This window comes from Finegoldia magna, assembly GCF_003182075.1.
GTDB lineage: Bacteria > Bacillota > Clostridia > Tissierellales > Peptoniphilaceae > Finegoldia > Finegoldia magna.
On sequence record NZ_QGTH01000005.1, the window covers coordinates 59996 to 76425 of the forward strand.

Annotated in this window: 17 protein-coding genes; 16 read left to right on the plus strand and 1 reads right to left on the minus strand. The window is 30.2% G+C overall.

Features of this window, described 5'->3' with window-relative positions; all coding sequences use genetic code 11:
- Positions 1-65 precede the first annotated feature (65 nt).
- The 4 genes from DES33_RS03075 to DES33_RS03090 all read left to right on the plus strand — a co-directional run bounded on the left by DES33_RS03075 (position 66) and on the right by DES33_RS03090 (position 3965).
- The gene (locus tag DES33_RS03075; RefSeq protein ID WP_110058050.1) at positions 66-638 is read left to right on the plus strand and encodes a xanthine phosphoribosyltransferase; all 573 of its coding nucleotides are present in this window, start codon (positions 66-68) and stop codon (positions 636-638) included.
- 262 nt (positions 639-900) lie between these two features.
- A complete protein-coding gene (locus DES33_RS03080; RefSeq protein WP_249033607.1) occupies positions 901-1233 on the plus strand; it encodes an FHA domain-containing protein in 333 nt (110 codons plus the stop codon).
- Positions 1223-2557: an FtsW/RodA/SpoVE family cell cycle protein gene (locus DES33_RS03085; protein WP_094224859.1), complete on the plus strand. Its 1335-nt coding sequence runs from the start codon at positions 1223-1225 to the stop codon at positions 2555-2557. The genes DES33_RS03080 and DES33_RS03085 overlap by 11 nt, the downstream gene beginning before the upstream one ends.
- Positions 2547-3965, plus strand: coding sequence for a peptidoglycan D,D-transpeptidase FtsI family protein (locus DES33_RS03090; protein ID WP_110058051.1), 1419 nt, complete (start codon positions 2547-2549; stop codon positions 3963-3965). The genes DES33_RS03085 and DES33_RS03090 overlap by 11 nt, the downstream gene beginning before the upstream one ends.
- A 53-nt stretch (positions 3966-4018) precedes the next feature.
- On the opposite strand, the gene DES33_RS03095 is transcribed toward DES33_RS03090, so the two are convergent.
- Positions 4019-4840, minus strand: coding sequence for an NAD(+)/NADH kinase (locus DES33_RS03095; RefSeq protein WP_094224857.1), 822 nt, complete (start codon positions 4838-4840; stop codon positions 4019-4021).
- Positions 4841-4904: 64 nt separating this feature from the next.
- On the opposite strand from DES33_RS03095, the gene DES33_RS03100 reads away from it, so the two are divergent.
- The 12 genes from DES33_RS03100 to DES33_RS03155 all read left to right on the plus strand — a co-directional run bounded on the left by DES33_RS03100 (position 4905) and on the right by DES33_RS03155 (position 16424).
- A complete protein-coding gene (locus DES33_RS03100; protein WP_110058052.1) occupies positions 4905-5726 on the plus strand; it encodes an RluA family pseudouridine synthase in 822 nt (273 codons plus the stop codon).
- A gap of 348 nt (positions 5727-6074) precedes the next feature.
- A complete protein-coding gene (locus DES33_RS03105) occupies positions 6075-7316 on the plus strand; it encodes a zinc ribbon domain-containing protein (RefSeq protein ID WP_110058053.1) in 1242 nt (413 codons plus the stop codon).
- 90 nt (positions 7317-7406) lie between these two features.
- Entirely contained in the window at positions 7407-8030 is a 624-nt protein-coding gene (locus DES33_RS03110; protein WP_110058054.1) for a YtxH domain-containing protein, read from the plus strand.
- A gap of 7 nt (positions 8031-8037) precedes the next feature.
- Positions 8038-8478, plus strand: coding sequence for a hypothetical protein (locus DES33_RS03115; protein WP_094205903.1), 441 nt, complete (start codon positions 8038-8040; stop codon positions 8476-8478).
- Positions 8479-8636: 158 nt separating this feature from the next.
- Positions 8637-9542, plus strand: coding sequence for a diacylglycerol/lipid kinase family protein (locus tag DES33_RS03120; protein ID WP_094224854.1), 906 nt, complete (start codon positions 8637-8639; stop codon positions 9540-9542).
- Positions 9543-10550, plus strand: coding sequence for a LacI family DNA-binding transcriptional regulator (locus DES33_RS03125; protein ID WP_094207296.1), 1008 nt, complete (start codon positions 9543-9545; stop codon positions 10548-10550).
- A 67-nt stretch (positions 10551-10617) separates the two neighbouring features.
- Positions 10618-10878, plus strand: a complete 261-nt coding sequence (locus DES33_RS03130) for an HPr family phosphocarrier protein (RefSeq protein WP_002836732.1) — start codon at positions 10618-10620, stop codon at positions 10876-10878.
- Between the two features lie 59 nt (positions 10879-10937).
- Positions 10938-12632 carry a phosphoenolpyruvate--protein phosphotransferase gene (gene ptsP, locus DES33_RS03135; protein WP_110058055.1) on the plus strand — a complete coding sequence of 565 codons (1695 nt, stop codon included), beginning with the start codon at positions 10938-10940 and terminating at the stop codon, positions 12630-12632.
- 53 nt (positions 12633-12685) lie between these two features.
- Positions 12686-13570: a hypothetical protein gene (locus tag DES33_RS03140; RefSeq protein WP_110058056.1), complete on the plus strand. Its 885-nt coding sequence runs from the start codon at positions 12686-12688 to the stop codon at positions 13568-13570.
- The gene (locus DES33_RS03145) at positions 13554-13892 is read left to right on the plus strand and encodes a winged helix-turn-helix domain-containing protein (RefSeq protein WP_094208787.1); all 339 of its coding nucleotides are present in this window, start codon (positions 13554-13556) and stop codon (positions 13890-13892) included. The genes DES33_RS03140 and DES33_RS03145 overlap by 17 nt, the downstream gene beginning before the upstream one ends.
- A gap of 128 nt (positions 13893-14020) precedes the next feature.
- The gene (gene arcC, locus DES33_RS03150; RefSeq protein WP_110058057.1) at positions 14021-14953 is read left to right on the plus strand and encodes a carbamate kinase; all 933 of its coding nucleotides are present in this window, start codon (positions 14021-14023) and stop codon (positions 14951-14953) included.
- Between the two features lie 121 nt (positions 14954-15074).
- On the plus strand, positions 15075-16424 hold the full coding sequence (locus tag DES33_RS03155; protein WP_094223572.1) for a uracil-xanthine permease family protein: 1350 nt from the start codon (positions 15075-15077) through the stop codon (positions 16422-16424).
- Positions 16425-16430: the final 6 nt, after the last annotated feature.

Genomic DNA, 16430 nt, shown 5'->3' on the forward strand with positions numbered 1-16430 from the left:
GGCAAATATTGAGATTTTTTGATATTGTATGTATAATATACTATATTAAATTCTAGGAGAGAAAAATGAGAAAACTTGAAGAAAGAATAATGAAAGATGGTCAAGTATTACCAGGAAATATACTTAAAGTAGACAGGTTCATTAATCACATGATTGATCCTGCTCTTTTTGAAGATTTGGCAAATGAATTTTATGAAAAGTATAAGGATAAAAAAATAAACAAAATACTTACGATTGAAGTTAGTGGAATTGCAATTGCGTATGCATGTGGGATTAGATTTAATTGTCCTGTTGTTTTTGCAAAGAAAACAAGTTCAAAAACTTTGGGAGATAATTGTTACAGAACAGAAGTGTTTAGTTTTACTAAAAATAGAAGCTACGAAGTAATGGTTTCAAAAGAGTACTTAGATGAAAATGATCATGTTTTATTAATTGATGATTTCCTTGCAAATGGTAAAGCATTGGAAGGTTTGATTGATATTTGTTCACAAGCGAATGCAACTGTTGAAGGAATTGGAATCTTGATAGAAAAAGTTTTTCAAAAAGGTGGAGACCATTTAAGACAACAAGGTTACACTATAGAATCATTGGCGAGAATTAAAGGATTTACCGACGATTCTGTTATATTTGAGGATTAATTTTGACAAATTGTAACTTTATTATTCATTTTTTAAGTCCAAAATATGATATATTAGATTAGGATAAAATGTGAAAGGATGGGAGCCTGTGAAATACATTATTGACATATTGGACGCATTCTTTTCTATACAAATTACTCCAAATTTAAAATTATATAATTTAATTTCTATGTTTTTTAAATATTTGTTTGTAATAATAATTTACTATTTTATTTTCAACATAATCAAGATGATTTATTTGGACATAAAAGGAACAAACAATATGAATTACAGTTCAAATACTTATTTAAAACTAATTAATAGAAAAGAAAATTTGCCTTTTAAAATACAAGAGCATTATTTTATAGGAAGAACTGCTACTATAGGAAGAGACGACAGCAATCAAGTTGCATTAAAGGATAGGTTTATATCGAAGAGACATGCACGTATTTATAAAGAAAAAAATAATTATTATATCGAGGATTTGAATTCTGCTAATGGAACTTTTTTGAATGGACATAAATTGATTAATTCTGCAAGATTGAACGACAAAGATTTGATAGACATCGGACAAATTGAATTTATGTTTGTAAATGGTGACAAAGATGCAAACTAAACGTAAGAAAAATAGCAGATTTAAAGAATTTATCGATAATTTAAAACCAATGCGTGTAAATAGTAAAATGATAAAGCCAGTTTATTTGATATTACTGTTTAACATATTTGGTTTTTTTCTAGCTTTGGGTTCAAATGAAAAAGGATTAGAACCGAAAGCTTTAGCTTATTTTTTGTTTGCTACAATTTTAATGTTTTTGGCAAATAAATACGTAACGAGAATCACTAAAGGTGATGGATATATATTACAAATCGCTTGTATGCTATTTAGTATTGGTATAATCGTGATTTATAGGCTTAATCCTTATGAAGGATTGAAGCAGATAATGTGGTTTACCATAGGGATATTATTGTTTTTTGGAACATTTTTTATTTTAAAAAGCTACAAAAAATGGTACAAATTCACAGCACTTTATTTGATAGGTTGTGTTGTGATGTTTCTATTGACATTACTTCTTGCTGAAGATAAATACGGAGCTAGAAACTGGATTAGCATATTTGGAGTTGGATTCCAACCATCTGAAATTACAAAAATTTTGTATGTATTTTTCTTAGCTAGTTATGACTATAACACTGATTTGTTAGATAAGATAAATATAAAGTCAGCGCAAAAATACAAAAAATATCTACCTATAATCAAAAGATATTTCTTGATGATTGTTGTGTATCTGTTTATTGGGATGTTTTTCTTGCAAAAAGATTTGGGAACTGCAATGATTTTTTACGGGTTATTTTTAGTTTACCAAATTGTAAATCAAGAAGACATCAGATTAATTTTGTTAAATTTACTCATAGCTATTGCCGGAGCGGTAGCTGCATATATGCTTTTTTCCCATATACGAATAAGAGTGTCTACATGGCTAGATCCATGGAAGAATATTGATGGAATTGGATATCAAATTACACAAGCTTTGTTTGCGATTGCAAGTGGTGGATTTTTTGGAACTGGACTTGGATTAGGAAGACCTGATGTAGTTCCTGTAGTCACAAGTGATTTTATTTTCGCAGCGATATGTGAAGAAATGGGGACTTTCACAGGAATGGGTGTAATAATGTTGTTCTTGATTTTGATTTATAGAGGAATGAAAATTTCTTTGTATCAATCAAATAAATTTTACAAGATTGTGGCGCTTGGAATTTCTGTTATTTTTGCAATTCAAGGTCTTGTTATGTTTGGCGGTGTTATGAAGTTGGTTCCTCTAACAGGAATTACTATACCATTCGTAAGTTACGGTGGTACTTCAATGGCGATGTCATTTATTTGCCTTGCGATTTTACAATTCTGTTCAACTGATCAAGGAGAGGAAGATATTTATGCAAAATAAAATGAACAAAAGAATTATTGTGGTTTTATCTTTCTTGATGACTTTGTTTGTGTTGTTGGTTTTGTATTTGACTTATTTCCAGATAGTAAAAGCTGATAAAATTGCAAACAATGAATACAACAAAAGATTGTGGGTAGATGAAGATAAGGTTGAACGTGGAACAATCTATGATAGAGATAAAAATGTTTTGGTAGAAACTAAGAAAGATTCATCTGGGAAAAATTATAGATTTTTTGATTATGCCGATATTTATGGAAATATAACTGGATACAATTCAAAAACATACGGTACAGCTGGTCTTGAAAAATCATACATGAAAGAACTATTAAACATTAACAAAGATACGCCTTTATCACAATTGAGAAATATCGTAAGCTCAAATAATAAAGGTAACGATCTTGTTTTGACCACAAATTCCACTCTACAAAAACTTGCATACAATTTATTAGACGGCAAAAAAGGTTCAATCGTAATGATGAATCCGACAACTGGTGAAGTTTATGTAATGGCAACTTTTCCTTCATATAATCCAAACGAAGTTTCATCACAATGGCAAGAACTTTTAAATAGGGAGACATCTCCACTATTAAATCGTGCAACACAGGGAATGTATACTCCGGGATCGGTTTTTAAAATAATTACTGGTAATGCAATATTAGAAAATAAAGACAAAGTTGACAAAGTTGTAGAAGATAATACTGGTACAATTGAGTTTAACAAGTACACTATTTCCAATAATAATGGCGCTGTTTTTGGAGAGACTGATTTGAGAAAAGCGCTTAAAAAATCATCGAATGTGTATTTTGCATCGCAGGGTGTAAAATTAGGCAACAAAATTTTAGAAGATAATGCTTCAAAATTTATGATTGGCAAGAAGATTCCTTTTGATTTACCAGTAGCAGTAAGCGTTAATGGATATTCTAAAACAAAGAGTAATGCAGATATTGCAACAACAAGTTTTGGTCAAGGAGAAACTTTGGTGACTCCATTGAATATGGCGATGGCAATGAGCGCTGTAGCAAATGATGGGCAAATGTTAAAACCTTATTTGGTTAGTCAAATAATAGATTCAGAAGGCAAAGTAATTAAAGAAACTAAGCCTGAATTATTATCTGAAGTTGGCAATAAACAAAATATGGAAACATTGAAAGATTATTTGAGATCTACTGCAGAAAGTTACGATACACTAAATGTTAGTACATCTGTAATCGCAAAATCAGGTACGGCAGAAATTAAAGATAAAACAAGTACCCACGCTTGGTTTGTCGCTGCTGCACCGGCAAAGAAACCAAAATTTGCCATAGCAGTTATTTTGGAAGATGATAACTCTTATGGCGTAAAAACTGCAGGGCCTATAGCTTCAAAAATGCTCAACGCAGCGATTAATGAATTAGGTTTAGAAAAATAAAACAAAACATGGATAGCTTTGATGATTCATTGCAATCCATGTTTTTTTATTACTTATAAGAATTTGTCTTTTATATTTAACCAATACCAGTCTTTTAAGAAAACTAATTTATTGATATACTGATCTGAATAAGTGAAGTTTACATAATCTACATTGTCATAACTTCTATTCAATCCATCGGCTAAAACGATGGAGCTTTTTCTGTCAAAATTGTGATCTCTAAAATACAATGTAACGTTACTTTTTGATGGAACGACAAGGGAATTTAAAAGAGAACGGTATGCTTTTGAATTAATTGGGGCGAGAGGCGTTACTTGAAAACCATCAAGCCCGTGATATAATACGGATCCACCTGCTGAGAAGTTATACGCAGTCGATCCAGAAGGAGTGGATACAATTATTCCATCTCCAGCAAATGATTCTAGGTGGTTATCATCGATGTATACATCCAAATAAACAATGGATGAGTCATCACTTTTTACCACAAATTCGTTCAGAGCTTTGTGTGTATAAGTTTTGCTACTATTTCTGATAGCAGTCTTTGATTCGAGTAGGGAAATTTTTTCAATTCCATAATTTTGATTAATTAAATCTGAAATGAATTTGTCGATATTTGGAATAAGAATTTCTTGATAAAAGCCTAAGTGACCGGTGTTTATTCCAACAAAAGGAATAGTTGAAAATTCGTATTTGTGAACTGCTCTTAAGAATGCTCCATCCCCACCGATACAAAGATTAATCAGCGCATTCTCGTCAAAATCGAATGTAGGTTTGAATCCTTTCTGTTCTAATTTTTCCTTTACAATTAAAGCTGTTTCAAGTGATTTTTGGTTATCGTTTACATATATATTTATAATTTTGCTGTTTTTGTTCATTTATACTAAAAGCTCCTAATATTTGATATAATTTTATTATACCAAATAACTGGAGATTTAAACAATGAAACAAATTAGTTTTGATGTAGATAGAAAAATAAGGTTAGATGAGTTTTTGAAATCAAATCACATTTCCAAAAATTTATTTCTCAGTATTTACAAAGATGATATTTTTATAAATGGGAAACATGCAAAGAGAAATTCTAAATTAAAACCAGGTGACAAAGTAGCCATCAATCTTAGAAATGAAGAGAATAATTACAAACCAATAAATTTATACATTGAAGTTTTGTATGAAGATGATGATATTTTTGTATTAAATAAACCAGACAAACTTACAATGAATACAGACGGAGAAGAAAGCTTAGCGAATTTTGTGTCTTATTTATTTAAACAACGAAATATTAATCAAAAAGTTAGATTTATCAATAGATTGGATCAAGATACATCAGGTGTTGTAATGGTTGCTAAAAATAAAATAGCTCAAGCCTATTATCAAAAAAACTCGTTTGAGAAAAAATACTTGGCAATCGTAAAAGGAAATCCTAAAAATCAAAAGATAGAATTAAATTTAAAACGTCATGGAATTAAAACAGAAATCGATGAAAACGGGAAAAATAGTGTAACTATTTTACAAAATCTTAAAAATTATGGGGATTATTCATTGGTTAGTTTAAAGCTTGTGACAGGTAGAACTCATCAAATAAGAGTAAGCATGGAATATATTAATTGTCCAATAGTCGCAGATAGTTTGTACGGAGAAAAAATAGAAGGATTTTCTCAAATGCTACATGCAAATGAAATAGAATTTGTTGATATGAAAAGAAATGAGCATATTATTACGACAGAAATTCCACAAAGATTTAATAAATTTTTAAATAATTAATCTTACTTGAAAACACTTTTATGTTGTAGTATAATTAAATTAACCTCAGAAGAGGAACCCTGAAAAATTAAACCGACACACACTATAAGGGATGACGGACGTTCAATAATTGATGACGAGCCCTCTTTGAAGGGATGTCAGATGTTTGAGACAGTCAACCCACCTTCACATACTGAAGGTCATTAATTGATTAGGGTCTTCTGAGGATATTTTGAAAATAAAAGCGATTTCGCTTCTTAGCATGGGACAAAATCTCATGCTTTTTTCTTATGTGTTTAATTTGAGATTATCTATTCACTAAAGTAGTATGAGAATGTATAATATATGATAGATAAGGTGAGTGATATTATGAAAGATTCTAATTTAAAGAAATGCCCAAATTGTAATTCATTTGTTGGCGTTGAAGATAGATTTTGTAGAGTTTGTGGTCATGATTTTTCAAAAGATGATGATTTTTCTTCTGAAGGAAAAACATTTGAGGATTTTTTGTTAGAGGCTTCTAAATTTAGAAGCGAAACTCAAAATCACAATCTTGGTTTTATAAAAAAAGAAAAAGATAGTTCAACAGATAATGAGAAAAATTATTCTAAGATAGATAATGACTCTAATCAAGATACAACTGACAGATTAAATGTAGTGGATATTGAATCTGAATCATTGAAAGAAGAAAGAGAAAAAGCATTCCAAGAAACAAATACAGATTATGATGATTACTACGATTATTATGATGAAGATGATGAAAAATCATCGATATTTAAGAAAATTATATTTTCAATTATTGGTGTGGCTTTATTAATTGGTATTGTATTTGGTATTAAATACATAAAACCTATGTTCCAAGAAAATCTTGCTGGAAAAACTATTACAGCTGAAACTGTAAAAGCTAAATTTATTCAAGCAGTACAAGCAAAATCCTCAGAACAAATGATAAGTATTGTAAAATCATCAAATCAATCTGTGCCCTTTAAAGACAAAGATGCTGAAGAATTTATTAACGAAATAAATTCTAACCCTGAGCATCAAACAACTATTTTGAAATGGTTAGAAGATGATGAAGCAAATCTAAAATCAGATAAATCTTATAAAAGTACTAACCCATTAAAAATGGTAAAGGAAAATGACGGATATAAAATTTTGATTGATCCTATAAAGTTAACAATAGAAAATCCAGAAAACGCAAAGTTGAGTTTAGAAAATGCTTCACAATACGCATTTCCAGGAAAGAAAATTTTATTAATAGAATCTAATGATTTAACATTGAGACAAAATTATGATTTATCCTTTTTCTCAAAAAATAATGCGATTAATTGGGATATTGTAGACATAAATAAAACATTGCCTGATTTTGATGTAGCAAGTGGAGAGAAAAATTATGAAATCAGAAAAACAATAGATGATGATTGCCTTGTATTTGTAAATGACAAAAACACTGGACTTACTACTGATAAGTTTAATGAAAAAGGCAGAAAGAATTTAACGGAAGACCAAGATTTTGTAAGAATGGTTGCCAAAGGTAAAAATGGTTTATTAAAATCGCCAAAACAAACTGTTGGCTGGGAAACCTGGGTTAGATTGTATTTGAAAGATTAAATTTAATAAATAATTCACTAATAATGTTTGAGAATTTAAATTAGAGGGTATAAAATAATCATAAGAAAATTTATTTAAGGAGATGTTATTATGAGTTTAATGGATTATTTAGAACATAAAAGAAGAGAAAAGGAAAGACAAATCAAATGGGAAATTGCTAAACGTAAATATGAAGACGAAGCTAAAATTACTTTAGGTACAGTTATTGGTGCTTCATTAGGTTTAGCAGCAGGATTGTTATTGGCACCTAAATCAGGTGAAGAAACTAGAAAAGACATCAAAAAATTTGCAGAAGAAACTAAGAAAACAGCAGTAAATAACTTAAACGATGTAGTAGATACTGTAAAATTAACTGCTGACAATGTAACAGACAGTGTTAAAGACAAATATCAAGATTTCCAAGATAGAGGAATGACTGAATTAAATAGAGTTTCTGATCAATTCGATGAAGTTAAAACTGATTTGGGAGTTCTTGGTGAAGATCTTAAAGATGTAGTAAAAAAAGACGGAAAAGTAATCAAAGAAGACGTTAAAGATACTAAAGACCAAGTAAAAGATTCTGCAGAAAAAGTTGGAGATTCTGCTAAAAAAGTAGCAGAAGAAGCAAAAGACGGTGCAGAAAAAACTGCTGAAGAAGGAAAAAAACAAGCAAAGAAAACTGCTGACACTGCAAAAGAAGAAGCAAAAGAAGTTAAAAAAGAAATCAAAAAGTAGGTAAGAAATGGTAGATGCTTTATATATATTTAAAATAATATTATATATTTGTTTATCTGGATTCTTAATTGCTTTAATCGTATTTTTGTTCAAACTTACTGACTTAATAAAGAGCATAAAAGCTGTTTTAGCAGATAACAAAAAGGATATCGATAGATCAATTGGTGAAGTACCACAAATATTAGACAATGTAACTGGTATAACTAACAAAGCCGATCGACTAATAGGTGATGTGTCTCCAGATGTAAGAAATATTACAAACAATGTAAGTAACACTTTATCACACGTTGAGTCAGTTTCAAGCAACGTATCAAATACTGTGGATTATGTTGCTGAATCTGTAACTGATACTGCAACTAACATTAAATACGGATTCTTAAATTCTACAGATTATGTTGGTTCTGCAAGAGATATTATTAATTTCGTAAAAAGTTTAGCTAAAAGATAATTAAATAAGATTTTATAAGCCAATCGGAAAATTTCTGATTGGCTTATCGTAAATCTTTAAAAATTTTTATAATTCATGAAAACAATTGTAGAAATTGTTAAAATCCTATTGAAAAACAGTTAATTTTTTGGTATGCTATTAAGGAAAGATGGGATAGAATGAAAAAAATAAAAATTATCTCAAATCCTTCATCAGGAAGTCAAACACACGCAAGAGATTTAACAAAACTTATTAATTATTTAATTGAGGATAATTTTATAGTTCAGCTTTTTAAAACAAAAGGCAAGAATGATGCATATAATGAGGCGTTAAGCACATCTTCTGATGAATGGGATTTGATAGTTGTTTCAGGCGGAGATGGAACGGTTAATGAAGTTGTTCATGGAATTTGCGATAGCGAAAGTGGTATTCCTATTACGATTTACTCCACAGGTACAGTAAACGATTTCGCAACTTACTTAAACTTGCCCACAACACCTTACAAATTATATAGAATGATTAAAACTGGGAAAATAATTAAAAGTGATGTTGGAAAAGTCAGCAATGAAGACTCGCACAGGTATTTTATCAATGTTTTTGCAGTTGGAAATATTGCTTCTGTTAGTTATGTTACCGATAAAGCTCAAAAAGCGATTTTTGGTAGACTGGCGTATATTGTTGAAGGGTTGAAAGAACTTCCTAACACATTAAATCAACCTATGGAATTGAAGATTAAAACAAATGATGATTATTTAGAAGTAAAATCTCCTATTATGATTATTTCGAATTCAAATACTGTAGGTGGTTTTGAAAATATTTGCCCACAAGCAAAAATTGACGATCAAAAACTAGATGTTTTAATTATTAAGCATTCCCGTCTTAAAGAAGTTGCTCAGATTTTAATAGATGCTTTTAGTTCAAAGCATATTTATTCTGAAGATGTATTATATTTTCAAACTGATACTTTAACCATTGAATCTAATCAGACAGTTCCAGGAGATGTGGATGGAGAATATGGTGGGAATTTACCAGTGAAAGTTGAGATTAATAATAAACCAATAAATATTTTAGTAAGGAGCGATTAAATGTCATCACCAACAATTAAAGACGTAGCAAAACTTGCTGGAGTTTCGATTTCTACAGTATCTAGAGTTATGAATGATTCCAAGCCTGTTAGTCCAGAAGCGCGTAGAAAAGTTTTAGATGCAATTGAAAAACTTGATTTCAAACCAAACGAATTGGCAAGATCTTTAGTAATGAAAAGATCCAATTTAATAGGCGTAGTAGTGAAAGATATCGGCATTCCATATATGGCACAAATTGTAAGAGGTGCTGAAGAAATTGGAAGAATGTACAAATACGATATACTATTGTCTTCTACATACGGCGATTTGGAACAAGAAAAGAAGATTATAGACTTCATGTTTACTAAGCAAGTAGAAGGAATAATTTTGATTTCAGAAGACATTGAACCAGAGGTTATATTCAAGTTGAAAGATCAAACTGTTCCTTATATTCAATTGGATAAATTCTGGAATATAAAAGACGTGCACACAGTACAAATCGACTACAAAGAAGCCATGATAAATATGATTAATCATATTTATGATTTAGGTCACAAGAAAATTTTATTCGTAAAAGAAAATCAAGATACTGAAATAGGTCAAGAAAAACTTAAGGGATACAGACAAGCTTGTGATGATTTGAAATTAGAAAAAATTGAAATTTCATCAGAAGGAGTTTCAGTTAAAGATGGTTACGAAGCAGGAGATAAGATTTTCGAAATGAAAGATTCGAAAGACATAACTTGCGTAAGTTTTAGTGAAGATGCACAAGCAATAGGATTTATAAATTATTGCTATGATAATAACAAGAAAGTTCCAGAAGATATTTCCGTATCTGGATTTGGCGATATACCAATGACAAGTATTTACAGACCTACTCTTACTACAGTTCAAGAACCATATTATGACATAGGTGCTGTATCTATGAGAACTTTAGTAAAGGTTTTGAAAGAAAATAAAATTATCAACGAAAAGGCAATATTAGGTTCTCAAATAATGAAGAGAGAATCTGTAAAAGATATCAATTAAAATATTTTCCTGTTTAAAAAATCAATTAATAGGATATAAATAAAGTAGTCATAGGAGGATTATTATTATGGTAGAACAAAATGTTATAGTAAAAAACGAAACTGGTTTGCATGCTCGTCCAGCTGCATCTTTGGTACAATTTGTTAAAAATTTTGATGGTAAAGTTGAACTTATTAAAGATGGTAAAACAGCTAACGCAAAATCTATTTTCAACGTTATGGCTTTAGGTATTTCTCAAGATACTGAAGTCACTGTTAGATTAGATGGTGAAAACGAAGAAGAAAACTTAAAAAAACTAGTTGAATTTATAGAAAATTTAGAAGACTAATTAAAGCAAGAATTCATAGCCGTCACTTTTGTGGCGGCTTTAGTTTATCAGGAGGTATTATGAGTTTAATTAAAAAAGGTATTATTGCAAGTGAAAATTTAGCTATTGGCAAAATTAAACTTATGAAAAAACAAGAAGTTAAGATAAGTAGCGAAAAAATTTCTGATGATGAAATTAAACTTCATGTTGATAAATTTAATAAAGCTTTGAATGATTACAAAACAATCTTATCAGAAACAAAAGTTGACAATGATACACAAAAACAAGTTATAGAAGCCCATTTGAGTATGTTGGACGATCCTTTTCTATCAGAAAGTGTGATTTCAAAAATTAATGAAAATTTTGCAAGCGACAAAGCTTTAAATGATACGATTGATGAAATGGTTATGATGATGCAGTCGCTAGACAATGAGTATATGAGGGAAAGAGCGTCCGACTATAAAGATATCGGTCAACAATTACTGTACAAAATTAAAGGAATTGAAAATCAGAAACTAGATTCATTAGAACCTAATACTATTTTGGTTTCAAAAGAGCTGACTCCTTATGAAACATCAATAATTGATAAAGATAATGTTGTTGGATTTTTAATGGACTTGGGAGGAAAAACTGCACACACTTCAATTATTGCGCAAACCTTAGGTATTGCTTGTCTTGTTGGCATGAAAGATATAACAGAAAATGTTAAGGATTCTCAAACGGTTATTATAGATTCATATAAGGGAATCTGTATAATTGAACCTGATGAAGAAACTCTTTTAGAATACAAAAATAAAAAGTCTGAATTGGATGATGAAAAGTCAAGGCTTGAAAAAAACAGGTATAACAAAGCAATTACTAAAGATGGAAGAGACATTGATGTAATGACAAATATCGGAAATATTGAAGATTTAGAAAAAGGCTTAGAATCTGGTGCTGAAGGCGTTGGTTTATTTAGAACAGAATTTTTGTATATGTATAATGACAATTTCCCGACAGAAGACGAACAATTTAAATCTTACAAAAAAGTAGTGGATATTTTAGACGGAAAATCCGTAATTATCAGAACTTTAGATATTGGTGGAGACAAAGAACTTCCTTATTACAAGTTTCCTAAAGAAGATAATCCATTTTTAGGTTGGAGAGCTTTGAGATTTTGTTTTGATATGAAGGATGTTTTTGATGCTCAAATCAAAGCAATATTGAGAGCTTCTGCATTTGGAAAAATACGAATTATGCTTCCTATGGTTATTTCAGTAGAAGAAATAGAAAAAGCACTTGAAATAATTGAAAATAATAAAGATGAATTGAGAGATAAAAATATTGATTTCGATGAAAATATAGAAGTTGGTATAATGATTGAAACGCCAGCAAGTGTTATTGTCGCCGAAGATTTAATAGAATACGTTGATTTCTTTAGTATTGGAACTAATGACTTGACGCAATATGTCCTAGCAAGTGATAGAGGAAATGATAAAATTTCAAGTCTTTATAACACATACAATCCAGCAGTTCTTAGAGCTATCAAAAAGGTTATTGATGTTAGCCATATACACGGAAAATGGACAGGAATGTGTGGAGGATTTGCCGGTGATACTAAAGCAATGAAACTTCTTTTGGGTATGGGATTGGATGAATTTTCTGCGCCAGCAGCTTCAATTCCGAAAATAAAGGATGTTATTGCTAACAATTCATTTGAAGAAGCAAAAATTTATGCAGATGAAATTTTACAAATGAAAAAAACTACAGATATTGAAAGAAAAATATCTGAATAAATATTTTGTTTTAAAATTCTGATTATTAATGATAAAATTGTATTGGTGATTATATGGAAATCAAAGATTTACAATTTTTTAAAGATAAAAATATTTACGATTGTGATTTACAAGATGATAAGTACATTGTAAATACAGATTCTGGTAAATATATCGTTGAAATATACGAAGGGGATTTGGAGTCTTTTTTGAAATACAACCAACAAAATAATTATTTGTTGTATGAGTTAAATGACAAATTTGCAAAGATTGAAGATAGTGGATTTGAAAATGGTTATACTTTTGTGATTAAAAAATTCATTCAAAATCTTACAGATCAAATCTCTGTTGAAAAGCAAATACAACTTGGAAGTGAAATAGGCAAAATTCTCAGAAAACTTCACGAAAATAGCCAAATTAACGATGATACTACTTGGTCGAAGATTTTTAATTACAAAATCAATAATCTTATATACAACTACTCAATGACAAACTTCAGAGGAGATAAGGATTATATTGTATTTGACTACATTGAAAATAATAGATATTTAATTGAATCGAGAAGGTTGAGTAATATTTATCTGTTTGATAATTTAGAATCTATCTATGTAGACGAAAATAATTTGAATTTTGTATCAAAAAATGTAAGTTATATGGCGGATTCTTTCTTTGAATTTAGAAAAATAAACGAAGCTGATGAGAAAAATAGGATTTTCTACTATTCTTTATTAAAATCTTATTTTAATGGGAAAATTCCCAGATTATTTTATAGAATTCTTGCCATATACACTATTTTGGACATTCTGGAACCAAAATTAAATGGAGAAAATGATGTTGACTTGACAGGAGAATTCGATAGAATATTAAGCATTTACAATGATTTTGATTGTATAATTCCTGTGTGGATTAAGGAAACTGAAGGAAGGATAAGGGAGCTTAGTTATGAAGGTAAATTGTAAGTTTTGGTTTGAAGATGACAATGGCAAGAAGTTTTTCGGTAAAGGAAATTATCTTCTGCTAAAAGAAATTGACAAGACAAAATCTCTTAACAAGGCTTCAAAAAATCTCAAAATGAGTTACAGCAAAGCTTTTAATATTATAAAAAATAGCGAAAAAATTTATGGAGAGAAGTTTGTGGATACCGAAATTGGAGGAGCCAATGGCGGAGGATCGACATTAACAGAAGTTGGTGAAAGATTAATCAGAGAATATGAAAAAGGTATGTCAAATTTTACCAGAACTAGCAACAATTTAACAGAAAAAATTACAAAAAATTCCTAAAAAGCTTGTATTTTTTATAAAATCAGTGTAATATATATTTATCGAAGTGTCTTAATAATTAAAATCTCAATGGTTAACATTGGGATTTTATATTTGGATACTATTTTTAATTTATAAAAGGAGTTAAAATGAAGAAAGTAGTTTTAGCATTAGGTGGAAACGCTCTCGGAAATTCACCTGAAGAACAAATCAAAGCTGTTAGAAAAACAGCTGTATCTATAGTTGATTTAGTTGAAGATGGTAACGAAGTTATCGTTTGCCATGGAAATGGTCCACAAGTTGGTATGATTAATTTGGCTATGGAAACTGCTCATAATTCTAATCCACAAATTTCTAACATGCCATTTGCAGAATGTGTTGCTATGAGCCAAGGATACATAGGATATCATTTACAAAAGGCTATCAAAAACGAATTATCAAAAAGAAACATGAAAAACGCAGTGTCTACTATAATTACACAAGTTAAAGTGGACAAGAATGATGAAGCTTTTGCTAATCCAACAAAACCTGTGGGATTATTTTATTCAAAAGAAGAATCTGAAAAACTTGCTGCAGAAAGTGGATATACTTTTAAAGAAGATGCAAACAGAGGATACAGAAGAGTTGTTCCATCTCCAAAACCAATTGATATTATTGAAAAAGAAGAAATCAATACTTTGATTAAAGAAGATTTCATCGTTATTGCTGGAGGTGGGGGAGGAATTCCTGTCGTAGAAAATGATGGACAATTAGAAGGTATAGGAGCTGTTATAGATAAGGATTTCACTTCAGAAAAATTAGCGGAAATTTCTGATGCAGATTTGTTAATCATTTTAACTGCAGTAGAAAAAGTATGTATTAATTACGGGACAGAAAATGAAGAAGGCTTGGATGAGTTAAACTTATCAAGAGCACAAAAGTTAATAGAAGAAAAACAATTTGCAGAAGGATCTATGCTACCTAAGGTTAAGGCTTGCTTGAGTTTTATCCAATCAGGTGAAGGTAAAACTGCTTTGATAACTTCTTTGGAAAAAGCAAAAGAAGGAATCAATGGTTTAACAGGAACTAGATTTGTAAAATAATAATAGTACTTCCAAAACAAGAAATTGATTTGTTGTTTATGGAAGTATTTTTTTAATGCCCTTTAAATTATTTTGAATTTAATATAGAATATAGTTTGATGAAATTAAAAGGAGAGTGTATATGGAAAGTAATTCGAATTCATTATTTGATTATTATGGCAAGCCTTCCATGCTTAAATCATTTCCGATAGCTATGCAACACTTGTTGGCAATGATTGTGGGTAATGCGTTGCCATCAATAGTCTTGGCGAGTGCTTTGAAATCAAGTGAACATGCAATTACGGATGCTCAAGCAATTTATTTGATTCAAGCAGGAATGTTTATTGCTGCAATAGCGACATTATTACAATTGTATCCAGTTTTAAAATTTGGTGCAAAATTACCAGTTATTATGGGCGTTAGTTTTGCTTACATTCCAGTTTTATTATCAATTGGAAAACAATATGGAATAGGTGCTGTGTATGCATCACAGTTGGTTGGTGGTATTGTGGCGATATTCACGGGAGTATTTATTGGAAAAATTAGGAAGTTCTTTCCTCCTATTGTTTCGGGGACAGTTGTATTAACAATTGGGCTTAGTTTGTATTCGGTGGCTGTAAATTATATGTCAGGTGGAAATGGACCTATGCAAGGAGAAATCAGAAACTGGGTTGTAGCGATTATAACTTTGTGTGTTGTTTTGTTTTGTAATATGTTTATGAAAGGATACATAAAACTTGCAGCAATTTTGGTTGGAATTATTGTAGGATATATAATTTCATTATTTTTAGGAATGGTTAAATTTGACAATGTTGTTAGTGCTTCTTGGTTTATGCTTCCACAAATTTATCCATTCAAATTCCAATTCCATTTGGATGCTATATTGACTATGTCAATTATGTACATCGTAAACTCTGTTCAAGCAGTTGGAGATTTAACTAGTACTACTGTAGGTGGAATGGATCGTGAACCTACTGATGTAGAATTATCGGGAGGCATAAAAGCAAATGGTCTTGTAAGTGTTATTGGTGCATTCATAGGAGCACTTCCAACTGCCACATATTCACAAAACGTTGGAATTGTATCAATGACAAAAGTGATTGCAAGAAAAGTTTTGTTGATTACTGCTAGTATGGTATTTATCTGTGGATTAATCCCAAAATTTGGAGCATTGATGCTTTCAGTTCCACAAGCTGTAATCGGTGGAGCAACTATATCAGTATTTGCACAAATAGCCATGAGTGGTATGAAACTTATAACTTCAAGCGAAATGAGCGTAAGAAATACAACTATAGTTGGATTAGGAGTTGCACTTGGAATGGGTATAACACAAGTTGGACCAAACGCTGTGAGATATTTCCCACAATGGTTCAGAATGGTATTCACAGCATCACCTGTAGTTGTTGCAACTTTGATAGTATTTTTCTTGAATATTATTATTCCAGAAAAAACATTAGAACAAGAAGAAAAAGAAAGAAAAGAAATAGACTAAAAAATC